At 56.2% G+C, this 15790-nt stretch carries 12 protein-coding genes; 8 read left to right on the forward strand and 4 right to left on the reverse strand.

The window, feature by feature from the left end; genetic code table 11:
- Nucleotide 1: 1 nt before the first annotated feature.
- From BLW71_RS15875 to BLW71_RS15890, 4 genes are all read left to right on the forward strand, one after another.
- A complete protein-coding gene (locus BLW71_RS15875) occupies nt 2–736 on the forward strand; it encodes an Imm52 family immunity protein (RefSeq protein WP_091797540.1) in 735 nt (244 codons plus the stop codon).
- A gap of 528 nt (nt 737–1264) precedes the next feature.
- Nucleotides 1265–1762: a hypothetical protein gene (locus BLW71_RS15880; RefSeq protein ID WP_091797542.1), complete on the forward strand. Its 498-nt coding sequence runs from the start codon at nt 1265–1267 to the stop codon at nt 1760–1762.
- Nucleotides 1763–1902: 140 nt separating this feature from the next.
- Nucleotides 1903–2082, forward strand: a complete 180-nt coding sequence (locus BLW71_RS15885) for a PAAR domain-containing protein (protein ID WP_286162007.1) — start codon at nt 1903–1905, stop codon at nt 2080–2082.
- A gap of 78 nt (nt 2083–2160) precedes the next feature.
- Entirely contained in the window at nt 2161–2517 is a 357-nt protein-coding gene (locus tag BLW71_RS15890) for a nucleotide pyrophosphohydrolase (RefSeq protein ID WP_091797545.1), read from the forward strand.
- A gap of 206 nt (nt 2518–2723) precedes the next feature.
- Here the strand turns inward: BLW71_RS15890 and BLW71_RS15895 are convergent, their stop codons facing one another.
- From BLW71_RS15895 to BLW71_RS15905, 3 genes are all read right to left on the reverse strand, one after another.
- Nucleotides 2724–3080, reverse strand: coding sequence for a contractile injection system protein, VgrG/Pvc8 family (locus BLW71_RS15895; RefSeq protein ID WP_286162008.1), 357 nt, complete (start codon nt 3078–3080; stop codon nt 2724–2726).
- Nucleotides 3081–3299: 219 nt separating this feature from the next.
- Nucleotides 3300–3560 (reverse strand): PAAR domain-containing protein, encoded by a 261-nt coding sequence (locus tag BLW71_RS15900; protein ID WP_091797551.1) that lies wholly within the window; start codon nt 3558–3560, stop codon nt 3300–3302.
- 44 nt (nt 3561–3604) lie between these two features.
- The gene (locus BLW71_RS15905; protein WP_091797554.1) at nt 3605–4204 is read right to left on the reverse strand and encodes a DUF2875 family protein; all 600 of its coding nucleotides are present in this window, start codon (nt 4202–4204) and stop codon (nt 3605–3607) included.
- A 1203-nt stretch (nt 4205–5407) separates the two neighbouring features.
- Here BLW71_RS15905 and BLW71_RS15915 point away from each other — a divergent pair.
- The 4 genes from BLW71_RS15915 to BLW71_RS15930 all read left to right on the forward strand — a co-directional run bounded on the left by BLW71_RS15915 (nt 5408) and on the right by BLW71_RS15930 (nt 12393).
- The gene (locus BLW71_RS15915) at nt 5408–6976 is read left to right on the forward strand and encodes a recombinase family protein (RefSeq protein ID WP_286162009.1); all 1569 of its coding nucleotides are present in this window, start codon (nt 5408–5410) and stop codon (nt 6974–6976) included.
- Nucleotides 6973–7875 (forward strand): ParB/RepB/Spo0J family partition protein, encoded by a 903-nt coding sequence (locus tag BLW71_RS15920; protein WP_091797562.1) that lies wholly within the window; start codon nt 6973–6975, stop codon nt 7873–7875. The genes BLW71_RS15915 and BLW71_RS15920 overlap by 4 nt, the downstream gene beginning before the upstream one ends.
- Nucleotides 7872–8774: a plasmid partitioning protein RepB C-terminal domain-containing protein gene (locus BLW71_RS15925; protein WP_091797564.1), complete on the forward strand. Its 903-nt coding sequence runs from the start codon at nt 7872–7874 to the stop codon at nt 8772–8774. Before BLW71_RS15920 ends, BLW71_RS15925 begins: the two co-directional genes overlap by 4 nt.
- 289 nt (nt 8775–9063) lie before the next feature.
- Complete coding sequence (locus tag BLW71_RS15930) at nt 9064–12393, forward strand: hypothetical protein (RefSeq protein ID WP_143048356.1); 3330 nt, start codon at nt 9064–9066, stop codon at nt 12391–12393.
- Nucleotides 12394–12681: 288 nt separating this feature from the next.
- Here the strand turns inward: BLW71_RS15930 and BLW71_RS15935 are convergent, their stop codons facing one another.
- Entirely contained in the window at nt 12682–15762 is a 3081-nt protein-coding gene (locus tag BLW71_RS15935) for a type I restriction endonuclease subunit R (protein ID WP_091797568.1), read from the reverse strand.
- Nucleotides 15763–15790: the final 28 nt, after the last annotated feature.

Here is a 15790-nt window from a genome sequence, read left to right on the forward strand (position 1 = left end):
GATGAAATTGGCCGATACCATGAAGTTCAGTCTGAACCTTGAATTGGCATTTCGTCTGCCGGAGCCGGTGTTGCCCGCCATCGAAACCGAATGCGCCTGGTTGTGGGAGTTCGCAAGCGTGTTGCAACGCGCGAATTTGCCGATCGACGGTTGGTATCCGCCGGCGACAAGCGTAAAGGCTTCACTCCGCAATCGTGCCTTCAATGCGTCAGGGCCGACCACGGCCGTAATTGCGATGGCCAAGGCCGAGAAGCAGGGCTGCCCGGGGGTGCGCTCGTTTGGTGCCTGGAATGGAATCGAAGGTAACGGAGGCGCGGTTTTCACGGACCATTTATCGGTGAGTGGTCTGTGCACCTTGAGCTTGCAAACCAAAGGCGTTACGGAGATGACAAGGCTTGAAGTCGTGGCGTATATCGTCAGCGAAGCGACGCGTATCTGGCCAGCACTGAGCATTGAAGTGGGGTCCTTTATATACGCCTCGGAACACAAGGTCTTTGAAAAACGACCGGGTGCCGGTTGGATGCTTTATTTGCCGCGTGTTCTCACGTCACGGCAAGTGCCGGAAGCCGCTTCCCTCATTCCTGTGATGGATGGCGAGTTGCAGAAAGGGACGATTGTGGTCAGTGTCGTCGATGAACCGTTTTCAGCGGCGAAGGAGGAGCATGTGGCGGTCGCGAATGCGATTGAACTGCGGTTGGTCGATCAGGATTTATTGCCGTTGTATGCCGAACTGTAGGTCGGACGGAGATTTAGCGGACGAGGCGAACTCTAGCCTTCAATACAGGCCTCGCCCACGAGATCGCGCATAAGGGGCTCAGTCTGCGCATCCGCAATGTCGCCGGCGCTAACTCTATGCCCAATCTCAACCAGTCGATCGATCACATACACCAGTCACCGGCGCTAAATCCGCTACTGGCTCTGCCGTGCATGCCATAACTACGGCGGTGAACAACGCTGCCGGAAATAACCTTCCAGCGTCACCGCCACAAGTTGCGGCGACGGCCAGCACCGGTCGCGCGGCGACTAGTGAATCGAGTACAACTCCGTATCCGGCCGCCAGTGTAGCGCCTCGCCATAACTATGGCGCGGCGGTCCGTCTGAATAACACGCGGAACTTGGGCAAGCGGGTCAAAGATACGGCAGGCCATGCCGTCGAGGTTCGGTCATTTGCCGACCTGAAGCACGTTGGAGACGGCTATGGGGTGACTTATCATCCCCACGAAAACATGCATTGGTCTGACACGGGTCATTAATAGGGAGAATTATGCGAAACGGCGGACCCAATGCGGCGCGCCACAATATTGTTTTCGTCGATCAAAAAATTGCCGACGATACGGTATTCAGCGGGTTGGTGGATGCCGGCACAAAGAACAGTGTGCTCTGCTGCGTGAAAGTCAGCAGGAATTCGTCTATCGCACTGGCGGAGTTGCTGAGAAAATATGAGTGGGATGACGACATGGCGGATCACCTCAAGAAGATCACCGGCTGGAAATATATCTACGAAGCGAGCCTTGTCGATCAGTCAGCGCAAAATCCGAAGATGCGCAAATTGGTGAAAGACTTGAGCATGCCCCCTGCTCTGTCGCCGTATTCTGCCGCTATTGTTTCGGGAAAAATCGCAGGCGAAGAGGTTGATAGGAAATTTTCGACTAGCGGCGTGGCAATCTCCTTTTCCACGTTGGAGAACAAGAACGTCATGCAGTACAAGTTTTCTGTCGATGGCGAGCCGGTGAAACTGACGGAAGGGATGTTTGCCGATTGATTGATGAAGCCGATTCAGCGCGCGAGAACGGTAGTCGATGACATCGGATATCGACTCAACTGATGCGGAGCGTCAGAAGGGTCGGTGACCGTACCAGTTCGAATGGCGAAGTGCTGGGTGGATAGGCGAACTGTTTTGTCATGAGGCGGCCCGTCGTGAGAATCGGAGACCCTGTGTCCTTTCCCAAACACGGGGATAACCACATTGCCCATGCCACGTCGAAAGCTCGTGACAAAGGCTTGGAAGTCGCGCAACACAGCGATGCATGTGAGTGTGGTTGCACGCTAATTTCTTCTCAGCCTACGGGTGGGCTAAGGTAAGCGCGGTAGACTGGGTTCACCGTCCCGTCGGCGCTGCTCAGCCGTCTGGGGAAGCCACCACCCCGAAGAGACTTTGAAATGCAAAGTGACCTTGCTAGCTTGCGCGACCTCGTTCGTCAGTTCGCGGATGAACGCGACTGGGACAAATTTCACACGCCAAAGAATCTAGCGACAGCTCTAAGCGTCGAGGCGAGTGAGCTACTGGAGCCGTTTCAGTGGCTGACCACCGGGCACAAGAGCGAACTGGACGACGGCAAGCAAACCGCCATTCGTCACGAAATGGCGGACGTATTGCTCTACCTCGTCCGCCTAGCAGACAAGCTTGATGTCGAGCTCTATCAAGCCTGTTTGGAAAAAATGGGTATCAATGGGGTCAAGTATCCCGCCGAAAAAGTCCGTGGCGATTCGCGAAAGTATTCCGATTACCAAGACTAAGAACTTTCGCGCGCCGGGTTAGCGCAACTAGGACGTCATACTCAATTCCAACTGCCGACAAACTCGAAGCGTATCCACTGCTTGCCATGCGGCTTCATGAAAGATGGAACACCGACGGCCGTTGCGATCGGACTGAAGCAATGGCACGCATGCGAGGAGCCGGCGGGGACAGCGAAATCTCGACGTTCATCAATGGTTGCGTGCGCCTAAATTCTCGACGTTGCTGGGATGGCATCGACGTTCACCGACGCGCTCTTGTAGTCCCAGCTCGCGCGCTGCACGTTGCCCGGCAGGAGCTGACGCGAGGCCGACCACAGTGTGATCGAATCGCGCGCTTCGGTGACCGCGTCGCGGTGATAGCGCGCCGTGCCGGCCGACGACTGCGGCAGTTTCATCGGGCGCTCCAAGCACCGGCGTGTGCACCGGCGACTCACCGGCGCCGTCGGCCGATGGGGCCGCGCCCCGCTTGCCCGCCGCCGTGAATCACGCAGCCACACGCGACGGCACAGCCGCCGGATGAAATCCGCGTCCGACTTGTGAAACTGCAACAGCGTCTCGCGCACCGGATACTTCGCGCGATCCAGCGACGACAGGTCGAAATCGAACGCGCGCGCGGGACTTTTCTTCTGCTATTCGTCCAGCAGCTTCTCGATCAAATCGGGCCCACTCAGCGTGGGGGAAGATGCGCGTATTGGTTCGCCCCTCCAGCACCGATAACGCATCGCGCAGATCGGGTGCAAGGCGACGCTGTCGGCGACATCTGCACCGACAGCGGCAAACCGTCAGCGGCTACCTGTGTTGACCTGAGTGGCAATCAGTCGACCGCCGCAGGCGAGTTCGTCGCCATCACACGCGGCTTCCTTGCCGTCGAGCATGACTTTGCCTGAAACCTTGGAAATCGAAGTACTGCCGTGGATCTCGCACACTGCGGCGTCACCCAAACGAGCGATTGGCCGCCCGCCAGTTTTCGAGTTCGGCGCGCCCGACGTCACATGTCCGCCGTGGCTATGGGAATCCCCAACGACGATGAAGTTCTTGCTCATCTCATACCTAAGGTCGCTTGAAGATGTATCGGCGTCAGCGCGTATCAGGACACTTCAAAGCTGAATAGTTGAGGAGCAGCCTTTCGCGATGCCTCAGCCGGCGGCGTCACCATGATGATGCTAGCGCGTAACGGATCGCGCATGTCGATCGCCGCGCTGGTTTTACCGTCACCGTAACCACGCATCAGCGCCATCGCGATCTGAACCCATTGCGAACTGACGCCCGTATCGCCGATGCGTCGCGCCATATCGAACGCGTCCTTCGGGTCATCGAGGTCTATATGCTGCGCGTTGTCATGCAGTGACTGGACGAGCAACGGCAATGCGCCAGGCATACTGCCAGTGTCGTAGAAAATGCGAGAGGGGACATCGCCCGTCGTCAGCGTGGCCTGTGCCTGCGCCCAGCCTTCCCTGATCTTTGCGATGCGCTCGGCTTTTTTCAACGGCTGGCCGTTAGTGTCACTCAGATTGATCTCAATGGGCCGATGCAAGTGGGCGAGAACCGGTGCGTTGTCGTATTCCTTGAGCTGCCAGTCGGTCCACGGGACAGGAACCCAAGGGTTTGGTTTGAATCCTTGCGGAATATGGATTGAGTTTTTGCTCCAGAACTCAGGTAGCTTTTTCTGCCAATAGTCCCACGGCATTTCCTCGTTGCCTTTCAGTGCGGTAGTACCAAACCTTGCCCGGATCAGGAGGGAAGGTGTTGAGTACCGCCGTCACCTGGCACTGGTCATCCCTATCCTTGCCCTGATTGAGACGTTTTTCTACATCCGCATGACACCGCCGCCGATCTTGACGTAGCTACCGTCTTCAGCAACAAGCCGAATCGACTTGGCGGTGAACTTCGTGCAGATGTCGCGTTCGCTGAGCTCTTTTTTGTTCATGCGGCAAGGGTGAGTTGTATTTCCTTGCGGTTCCGAGGTGGAGGAGGATCAAACTCTTGACCCTCACACCACACCTGCCTTTTGTAGGTTCTCAAAGTAAGTGAAAAATTCAGCCCTTGAAAAACAAGGCTTTTTTCATCTCCTGTGACAAACGCGCCCACATGGTTTTTCAGCGAACGTGAAAATTTCCCACGGTTTTGTCAAAGTTCCTGAAAATTTCCGGAGCGACAGCGTATGTTGTTGTTAGTTAAAGAGTTTTTGGGTCGCTGACGAACAGCATCAACCCGTCCCGAACGCTACCTCGAGCTCCATAGTTCAAACATCTATGGAGCTCGCCATGAAAACGGTCCATCGGTGCATTGCCTGCGGCGTTTCTTTCGAACCGCGCCCGCAGAACAGGAATCAGCGGTACTGCTCCATGCCGGCGTGCCAGCGCGAGCGCCGAAGGCAATGGCAACGAGCGCGACTGTGTAACGACCCCGATTACCGCGAAAATCAGAAGCACGCGCAATCGAACTGGCGCCTTCGGCATCAAGACTACTGGCAGCAATATCGCGCGTCCCATCCAGCGTATTGCGAGCGCAATCGCGCCATGCAACGAATACGAAACGCCATGCGATGTTCTGGTTCGATTGCAAAGGTGGATGCGTCGCCGCCTTACCAACCACTAGCATCAGGCTTTTACATTTTGCGTCGGGCGGCTGAAACCGACGATGCAAAGATGAACTCGTGCACCGTCCACATAGCCGTGCTATCTGCGCCGCGCGCCGGCGCGGGATGATTGCAAAGAGATGACGTGTTCGACTTCGACGTCTGGCCTGCTACCTTAGCTTTGTAACCGCTCCCAATGAACGCCATCGCGGAAGCAACGCGCCAGCGTTTCAAAGTAGAGATCTGCGTTGGCCGGAACTCGCCGGAACGCTGTTCAGAGAGCGAGAATTCAATGCTCGCCGGAGTAGGACCGTGCCGTTCTATCAAACAGGCGTTGATCTAGTTGCAGCGCGGGCTCCGACGATACGGGCCGCTGAGTATGTGCGCATGTCGACCGAGCATCAGCAATACTCGACCGAAAACCAGCGCGACAAGATCCGTGACTACGCTGCCCGGCGCGGCATGGAGATCGTTAGGACATACGCCGACGAGGGGAAAAGTGGCCTGCGTATCGACGGGCGTCAGGCTCTACAGCAGCTGATCAAAGACGTCGAAAGTGGGCACGCGGATTTTCAGGAAATCCTCGTTTATGACGTGAGTCGCTGGGGGCGATTCCAGGACGCGGACGAAAGCGCGTACTACGAGTATGTCTGTCGCCGTCGCGGTATCCAGGTGGCGTACTGTGCTGAACAGTTCGAAAACGACGGCTCGCCTGTCGCCACCATCGTCAAGGGTGTCAAGCGCGCGATGGCCGGCGAATACAGCCGGGAATTGTCGGCGAAGGTGTTCGCGGGCCAGTGTCGATTGATCGAGCTCGGATTTCGCCAAGGCGGTCCCGCCGGATACGGATTACGACGCGTGCTTGTCGATCAGCATGGCCTTATGAAAGCGGAACTGTGTCGCGGTGAGCACAAGAGTCTTCAAACGGATAGGGTCATCCTGGTGCCAGGACCCGAAAGCGAAATCAGGATCGTAAACCTGATCTATAGCTGGTTCATCAACGAGTCGCTCAACGAATATGAAATTGCGGCACGATTGAATGGCATGCGGGTCCGCACAGATCTTGATCGTGAATGGACTCGCGCAACTGTGCGGGAGGTGCTAACCAACGAGAAATATATCGGCAACAACGTCTATAACCGTGTGTCGTTCAAGCTAAAGAAGATGCGCGTGACAAATGCGCCTGATATGTGGATCCGTAAGGAAGCGGCGTTTCAGTCGATTGTACCGAGCGAGGTTTTTTACACAGCGCAAGGCATCATGCGAGCACGAGCGCGGCGCTATTCGAACGAGGAACTTATTGAGCGGCTGCGCAACTTATATCGCAGTAGAGGCTTTTTGTCAGGCGTCGTCATTGATGAGACAGAGGGGATGCCATCCACATCCGTCTATGTGTACCGCTTCGGCAGCCTGATTCGAGCCTATCAAAGCGTCGGCTTCACGCCCGGTCGTGACTACCGATACATCGAGACTAACCGCTTCCTGCGGCAACTACATCCGGAGGTCGTAGCCCAGACGGAGAAGAAGATTGCTGACCTTGGCGGTGCCGTGCTTCGAGACCCGGCGACAGATCTCCTCACCGTCAACAATGAGTTCACCGCTTGCCTTGTTCTAGCTCGCTGCCAAAAACAGGAGAACGGCCTGAATCATTGGAAAGTCCGTTTCGACACCAGTCTTCTGCCGGACATCACGGTTGCGGTGCGGCTCAATCACGCAAATTCGGCCGCGCTCGACTATTACCTTCTACCGAGACTCGATTTTGGTCAACAGCGCATCAGCCTCGCAGATCAGAACGCCGTTGAATTTGAGAGCTATCGATTCGACACGCTGGATTATCTGTACGGCATGGCAGAGCGGGCGCGTCTGCGGAGGGTGGCATGATCCAGCGCCAGCAGAAAGGCGAAGTGCGGATGATTCCAGTCGATCAGGTTGAGGTAATCAACCCGCGCGAACGCAATGGGCGTCTATTCGACGAAATCGTTGGCAACATCAAGGCGATTGGATTGAAAAAACCAATCCTGGTCACTCCGCGAGCCACTGCGGCGGGTGTCGAACGGTATCTGTTGGTGTGCGGTGAGGGCCGGCTGAAAGCATTCAGGTCGCTTGGCGAAACTACGATCCCCGCGCTTGTCGTGAACGTAAGCGATGAGGACGCGTTCATCATGAGTCTCGCCGAGAATATTGCTCGTCGGCAATGCCGCCCACTCGAACTCCTCGCCGGCATACGACAACTTAAAGAACAGGGGTATTCATCAAAGGCGATTGCGGAAAAAACCGGGCTCACGCCGCATTACGTCCAGGGAATTCTGGCATTGCTACATCAAGGCGAGGAGCGTCTTGTCATTGCGGTTGAGAAAGGTCACATCCCTTTGAACGCTGCGCTCGCAATTGTCGGCGCCGGCGACGATGATATGGCTGTTCAAGCCGCGCTTCAGGAAGCCTATGAATCGGGCAAACTGCGCGGGAAGCAGCTGATGAGCGCGCGCCGAATCATCGAGCGCAGGAAAGTGCTCGGACGATCGGCAGGACGTAACATGTCCGGCAAGACGGCTGACGTCACAACTTCCAGTCTGGTCCGAACCTATCAGAATGAGGTGGAACGGCAAAAAGCGATGGTAAGAAAGGCAGAATTTGCGCAGCAACGGCTGGTGTTCGTCGTGGGCGCACTACGCCAGATGCTCGCAGATGAGAATTTCGTGAACCTGCTACGAGCTGAGGGGTTGGCTACACTGCCGAAATATCTCGCCGACAGGGTATGGGCGAGTGGGAGCCACATATGACTGGCGTCACACTCGGTTTCATCCCCGAGCCGCTGTCGGTGCCGGTTGCCTGCATACTTCCATCGCGCAGGACCCCGGTGGCGATCATCGATTCGCGCAAATTCAAGCAGATCAGGAGCTCGATCGAGGAAGTTGGTCTGATCGAACCGCTGTCAGTGACAGCAGTAGACCAGACGTTCGGTCAGCATGTGCTTCTCGATGGTCACCTGCGTCTGATTGCCATGCAGGAGCTCGGGTTTGTGGAAGCTTCCTGCCTTGTAGCAACCGACGACGAGAGCTACACGTACAACAATCGAGTCAACCGACTGTCCACCATCCAGGAGCACTATATGATCCGGCGGGTCGTCGAGCGCGGCGTGTCTCCAGAGCGCCTGGCAAAGGCTCTGGCAGTCGACGTGTCGCAGATAATCAAAAAAATGTCGTTGCTCGATGGTATATGCCAGGAGGCCGCAGAGCTTCTGAAGGACCGCCAATTTTCGGCGGAGTTGGTCCGCGCTATCCGCAAAATGAAACCGACACGTCAGGTCGAATGCGTTGAGCTGATGACCGCGGCTAACAACGTGACCGTATCCTACGCTGAGGCGCTACTCGTTGCCACGCCCGCCAGCCGCCTGGTCGATGGGAAGAAGCCCCCAAAACTGAGCGGTGTCAGTCCTGAACAGATGATCAAGATGGAGCGGGAGATGAGCAATTTACAAACGCAGTACAAACTCGTGGAGCAAACCTATGGTCAGGACGTGCTTAATCTCGTCCTCGCAAAGGGGTATCTTGCCCGACTGCTCGAAAACGGGCCTGTCAGTGCTTATTTGCGGCAGCGGCAACCTGATTTGCTGGCAGAAATCGCAACAATCGTTGAAACCGTTTCTCTCGATCAACAGCAGTTCAACGTCACGACCTGATCTGCACCCCTTGAGGACCTCAGGGTCGTATCCTGCGCCTGGAGTATCCAATGCACATAATCACTGTCTACCGCTTCTGAATGACGACCTCCATAGCTGAAGTAAGTACATCATCGCCTACAATTAATTGCCTGATCATCGTTGCACGCGTGAAGTATTTTTCGCATCGAGCTATGATTCCAAAGATAACTAACAATTTCTCGATCGATTTCGCGTCTGATGCACAAGTTCACGCGCGAATTTGAAATTCGGGAGTGGCCTAAAGAAGTACATTTCCTTCGGGGGACAGTTGAATAACAACAGGCAGTTGCAGGACGCATACCGCACCTTCAGGCTCCAAACGTTGGAGCAATGCGGGTCTGAAGCCGACAACGATACGAGCCTATATAACTTGGTTCAAGAGGATGTTCATCCCAGCCGGGTCCTGCGTGGAAGGATCAGCCGGTTTCGACGTCATCTTGCTTTCTACGGTACGGAGATGCTGCAGAATGCACCTCAGTTCGAACCCCATCTTCGCCGCGCCCTTGGCATACCTCCGCGCCTCGACATCACGACTGGCAAATGGGCAATAGCCCGCCAATATGGCCTGCTCTTCTGCCCTATGATCATCGCAATGCGCCGTGCACGTGCGCTGCTGGGACGAGTGCGTTCCTACGAAGGTCGAGAATTCATATTCAAGTTGTTTATCGAACGCTCCTTGCCCGGCCACTTCTACTACACTCCATCACTCGATTTCTCGCTGAGACACCTGCGACTTCCCCGATCTTTCGAAGAACTCAAGAAAATCAACTATCTGAACATCGGTTGGACAAAGGCCGCGCATCACGTCGGACTACGAAGTCCAGTGGAAATTGCTCAGCTTATCGAAGGTCAAGCCTCACGACTTTCCGGCGCGTTTGTATATATGCTGGCTGAGGAACGCGTCATTCGCTCAAAGGAAGAGTTTGACTGGGTCCCTGAACGCGATCGGTACAACGATCGAAGGACACCAGACGCGAAGGAGCTAAGAGAGGCCAGGCGGATAGTTCGAATCTTGCTTGAATACGATGTCGACCGCCGTCTGGTTGCGGGCCTGTTTAGATTTTTTATCAACCGGTGCTCCCCAGATGGTTTGAAAGAAACACTGGCCGCGCTGCGTGACGGTGGTGTGGACGACCTATCAGCCGTCTTTGCTGCGCTACCTGAACCTGTCTTGTTCGCTTCTGTCGGGCGTTGGCGATTTCTGATTGATACCTTCGATGTTCGATCGGCTAAGGGCCTGGCGCAGTTCCACAGATTACTTGAGTCGGAGCGCCCAATTTCAGAGCCACTCGCCCGTGCCTTGCTTGCGTTAGGTGCGACCCCGCTAGAGCTGGTGGCATGCCAGTCATTGCTACTAGCCGTAAACGACCAAGAAAGTGAAAACCCGCCGATCTCGGAACTGAAGCTTCTTGCGGGAGCGCCCTATCGCCTGGGAATCGAACAGATCGCCGAAGCAAGGCACTACCTACGTAAGCCAAGCGAGTTGAGAGAATTCCTAGCCGTTCTGGAGCGACATGGATACACAGAGCCGCAAGCGGTGCTCGCGTTTCAGCCATGTTATGGAGCGGTGAGGCCCCGCGCCCTTTGCAAGCTCCTCGCGATTGTGGGTAGCCGTCGCAACGGTCACCCGCCCGAGGTTGTCGCGGAGTGGGTTCGCCAGGCAGCAGATAGAGGATACATCGAGTCTTATGAGTATCTGGTCAGCGCCTTGGAAATGCCGAATATTGCCCATCTAAATCAATCTCTAAAGTTGAGTCCAATTGGACCGGCAATTTTGCGTTATCTCGTGGAGGATCGAGGACTGCGTACCCTGAAGGCCATACGCGATTGGTATTACCGCGACGCTGCAGGAATACATAGCGTGCGGATGTGGGGATCGCCGGATGTGGTTGATAAGACGTTGCTTGATGACGCGTTTGAGCGCAAGAACTTCAACGTCCTTGAAGGCAATCGCCAATGTGTCGGCGAGGCCATCGGTCGACGGATCTCACCGAGTATGGGCCCGTTCCCATTCGAAGCTGATGAGGCAACAAAGGAACTGTACCGCTCGACCAAGGACGAACTTCAACGTCGCGAACGCGAAACACTCGCGCCAATGCTTCCTTCCATATTGGGCAAGATGCAAGGCATCTTGGTTGGTAGCATCCTGGACTATGCGTGGGGACCAGCAGAGGCCATAGACACACAACTGGCCTTGCTGAACCCCTTATTGGATGAACTTAAAAACGGTGCAGGTCCGAGTGGGCCGGATTTAAGTCCAATGGAGGCCGAAGCCATAGCGCTGGTCTACCGAACAACTGTTCGTGAGATCAACACGAATTGGCTAAAGCTAATAGGACGGCAGTCGGATATCGCTCATCTAAACCCGACAACGCGCTATCCGATGGTGTGGAAAGGCGCGCAACGACGTCTCACAAAGTCGCTCGATCGCCGCGGCCTCTTCGCACTGGCCAAAGCTGCTCGGTTCGCCACCGATTTCAACACTGGTTTGGCTACGGACATGTCCACAGCATGTATGCATCTCAGCCCCAAACGGCTGGGAGACCCCGCTGCGGACGTCTGGTCACTGGCACGACACCTTGGCGTTCTTCTGGCGGTTGCACGAAAAGATTCTGTTGTAGCACCTTGGGTCGACGGCGGTTTCGAGGCCATCGCCAAAATCGACGAAGAGGGCTCCGAGGCGTACCAGCAAATCGAAGAGTTGTGTACCTTCTTTGATGCCGCGCTAGGTGACGGGCTCGACGCGCAGTCGAAGAAGTTTCTGAGTTCACTTGGGGACGTCGAAGCCGCGAGTCTCGCCTCAAGGCTAGGTGCGAATTGGCACGAGGATTCTTTGACCGCGCGTGCGGATATCCAAGAAGCGTTTGCGCTTTGTCGGCAAAGAGTGGTTGAGATCTATTCGAAGTGGGCCCAGAAGGAAAAAAAGAAATTTGCCCTCGAAGACGCAGACGGCCGATGTACGCGCCTTATGGCAATCGTATCCAAATCGCCCGCTGCATTCTTTGCCAAGGATGCGGCCAAGTTATGCACTCGCGGAAATATTGAAATGTGGCAGGAAGCACGCCACGCTCATCTCGTGGTATTTGACGAGAGCGACAAGCGTATCGCAGGTATGGCGTTGCTTTATTTCGAGGTGGTACCAACCCTGCATCGCAGCATTCCTACACTGATTATTCGCGCGATCAATCCAATGGAAGACGGTATCGCACACCATACGGCAACCTCGATTGTCGATGCGTTTTTTGATGTGGCGATTCGTATCGCAGAAGTTAGCGGCTTGGCTGCGGTAGCTTTCCCTTCTGACGGCGGGATGCACCTTCTATCAAACCACAGAGATATTGAAGGCGACATTAAGAGCCGATACGTTTCGCCTTCGGTATATATGAGCGGCAAACCGATAGCTGCGGATATGGCTGGGTCTGTTGCGTCGTGGCGAAAAAGGCCAAAACGTCTCAATGTTTCATTCGACGCCTATGAGCGAGGACGCTCTCGAGTAGGCGAAATATACGCAATCTGGCATGCTGGGTTTTCGAAGGCCAGCTCACCGCGGAACGCAGTAAGCGAGATCGATTCTTCGCCGGCCTCGCTGTACGATTAACTAGAGCCCCCACTGTCTCGTGACAGACGGTGAACTATCAATCATGTGAGGCGCTTGCAGCGGTTGCCCACGCTGCGGCGGCAAAACTTATGGCTGGATGATTACGATTCTCAAAAAAACTTTTCGACCGGATCGACGTTCTGCAGACTGCGAACCCGATCGTGGCGCCCAGCGAAAGTTGGGTGCCACGATCGGGTTTGCTACTGCTCAATGTGTGAACACGCAACCTTTCAAAGTCCGACTAGCTATGACATAGTCAAAACGCGGTACATATGAGCCCATGATAAGTTAAGCCCATTCTGCACTTAGTCTTTCCGCTTGCTGCAGCACTGTAGCCACTGCTTCTTCCTGCTGATCAGGCGGATATTTGTACTTGCGCAGGATCCGCTTGACCATCAGTCGCAGACTGGCCCGCACACTTTCGCGCACCGCCCAGTCTACGCTGATGTTGCGCCGCAGGCTCTCGGTCAGTTCATGGGCAATCTTGCGCAGCGTCTCGTCACTGAGCATCCGGACCGCCGTGTCATTGTTCGCCAGCGCATCATAGAACCGCAGTTCGTCCTCGGTCAGCCCCAGATCTTCGCCTCGGTTCGCTGCCTCACGGAATTTCTTCGCCATCGCGATCAGCTCTTCCATCACTTGGGCGGTCTCGATCGACCGGTTCTGGTAGCGCGTGATCACGTTGGACAGCAGCTCGGAAAACTTCTTCTCCTGCACCACGTTACTTGCAAAGCGGCTCTTGATTTCCCCCTCGAGCAGCCGTTCGAGCAGCTCGACCGCGAGGTTGCGCTCCGGCAGGTTTTTCACCTCCGCGAGGAAATCGTCATCGAGGATGCCGATGTCCGGCTTGTCTAGCCCGACCGACTCAAAAATATCGACGACCTCCTGCGACACGACCGCAGAGCTGATGATCTGCCGGATTGCCAGATCCTTCTGTTCATCGGAGCGCTTTTTCTGGCTCACATCCTTCTTCGTCAGTAGCACGCGGACCGCCTGGAAGAACGCCACCTCCTCGCGCACCGCCTTCGCCTCATCCAGCGTGCAGCACAGCGAAAACGCCTTGCTCATCGCGAGCGTGTGATCGGCGAAACGCTTCTTGCCATCCTTCTCGCCGAGCACGAAGTTTGCCGCGCCGGCCAACAGCTTGTGGCCAGCGGTCAGGAAACTGCTGTAGTCAAAGCCGTGCAGCATAGCGCGCAGTATGTCGAGCTTCTCCTCGAGGAGCGCGTATGCCTCGTGCGCATCGACGGTCGGACGTCCGCGGCCATTGCTCGCGGTATATTCTTTCAGCGCCTGCTTCAGCTCGCTCGCGATGCCGATGTAGTCAACGACTAGGCCGCCCTGTTTGTCCTTGAAGACCCTGTTCACGCGAGCGATCGCCTGCATCAGGTTATGACCTTTCATCGGCTTGTCGATGTACAGCGTATGCACACATGGTGCGTCGAAGCCCGTCAGCCACATGTCGCGCACGATCACCAGCCGCAGCGGATCGGCCGGATCCTTGAAGCGCTTTTCGAGCCGCTTCTTGACCTGTTTCGGATAGATGTGCGGGCGGAGCAGTGCTTTGTCCGATGCGGAGCCGGTCATGATGATCTTGATCGCGCCTTTTTCCGGATCGTCGTCGTGCCAGTCCGGCCGCAACGCGACGATCGCGTCGTACAGGTGCACGCAGATCTCACGGCTCATCGCGACCAGCATCGCCTTGCCGGGCTGCGCGGCGTCACGTGCCTCGAAGTGGGCCACCAGATCCGCTGCGACACTCTTGATTCGTGGATCGGCGCCGACGATTTTTTCGAGCGCTGCCCAGCGACTTTTCAGCTTCGACGCGTCGTTTTCTTCCTCATCCTCGGCAAGCTCGTCGACCTCGTCATCGACATCGGGCAACATTTCGATCTTCAGCCCGAGCTTTGCGAGCCGTGACTCGTAGTAGATCGCGACCGTTGCGCCATCGTCGCGCGCCTGCTGCATATCGTAGACGTGGATGTAGTCTCCGAACACCGCCCGTGTATCGCGGTCCTCGCTGGACACCGGGGTACCGGTGAACGCGACGAACGTCGCGTTCGGCAGTGCATCGCGCAGATGCTGCGCGTAGCCGACCTGGTAGCCCTTCTGGTCACCCTTGAATTTGGCTTCAAAACCGTACTGGGTACGGTGCGCTTCATCGGCGATCACGACGATGTTGCTGCGCTCCGACAACACCGGAAACGTGTCCTCGTCCTCACCCGGCATGAACTTCTGGATCGTCGCGAACACGATCCCGCCGGACGGGCGATCACCGAGCTTCGCACGCAGGTCCTGCCGTGTGACGGCCTGAACCGGCTGCTCGCGCAGCAGATTCTGCGCAAGCGAGAACACGCCAAATAGCTGTCCGTCGAGATCGTTGCGGTCGGTAATCACGACGATGGTCGGATTTTCCATCGCCGCGTCACGCATCACACGCGCGGCAAAGCAGGTCATCGTGATGCTCTTGCCGCTGCCCTGCGTATGCCAAACGACGCCCCCCTTATGGCAGCCTCCGGGGCGGGATGCATTGACGACCTGTGCGATCGCCGCGCGCACGGCGTGAAACTGGTGATAGCCGGCGATCTTCTTGACAAGGCCGCCGTCTTCCTCGAAGAGGATAAAAAACCGCAGATAGTCGAGCAGGTAGTGCGGCGCAAGTACGCCACGAATCAGCGTTTCGAGCTCATTGAATTCACCGAGTGGGTCGAGCGTGCCGCCGTCGATCGTGCGCCACGCGAGAAACCGCTCGGCGTTACTCGACAGCGAGCCCATCCGGGCTTCGCTGCCATCCGAAATCACAAGGATCTCGTTGTACCGGAACACATCGGGAATCTGTTCCTTGTACGTCTGAATCTGGTCGTACGCTTTCCATATATCGGAGTGCAGATCAGCGGGATTTTTCAGCTCAAGCAGGAGCAGCGGCAGGCCATTGATGAATAGGATAATATCGGGCCGGCGAGCGTGTTTCGGTCCCTTGATCGCGAACTGGTTAATCGCGAGCCACTCGTTGGCCGACACATCGGCGAAATCGATCAGCCGCACGAAATCGCCGCGTGTTTCGCCATCCAGCTGGTACTCAACCGGCACGCCGTTTACCAGCAGGGCGTGAAAATGCCGGTTCGCCGACAGCATCGCGGGTGTATCGAGATTCAGCACCTGCCGCAACGCATCGTCCCGCGCGGAGGCAGGAACCTCGGGATTCAGCAGTGCAATCGCAGTGCGCAGCCGTTCAACCAACAGCACCTGCTGGAACGTGTCTCGTTCAGGGGCTGTGCTGTCCGGCGCAATGTCCGGGCCGTACAGGTGCGTATATCCGGTTTCGATAAGCCAGTCGAGGGCTTCCCGTTCCAGCTGGTCTTCGGTCATGGTCTCTCAGCGATTCTTGTTATTGGTC

Source organism: Burkholderia sp. WP9, assembly GCF_900104795.1.
Classification (GTDB): domain Bacteria; phylum Pseudomonadota; class Gammaproteobacteria; order Burkholderiales; family Burkholderiaceae; genus Paraburkholderia.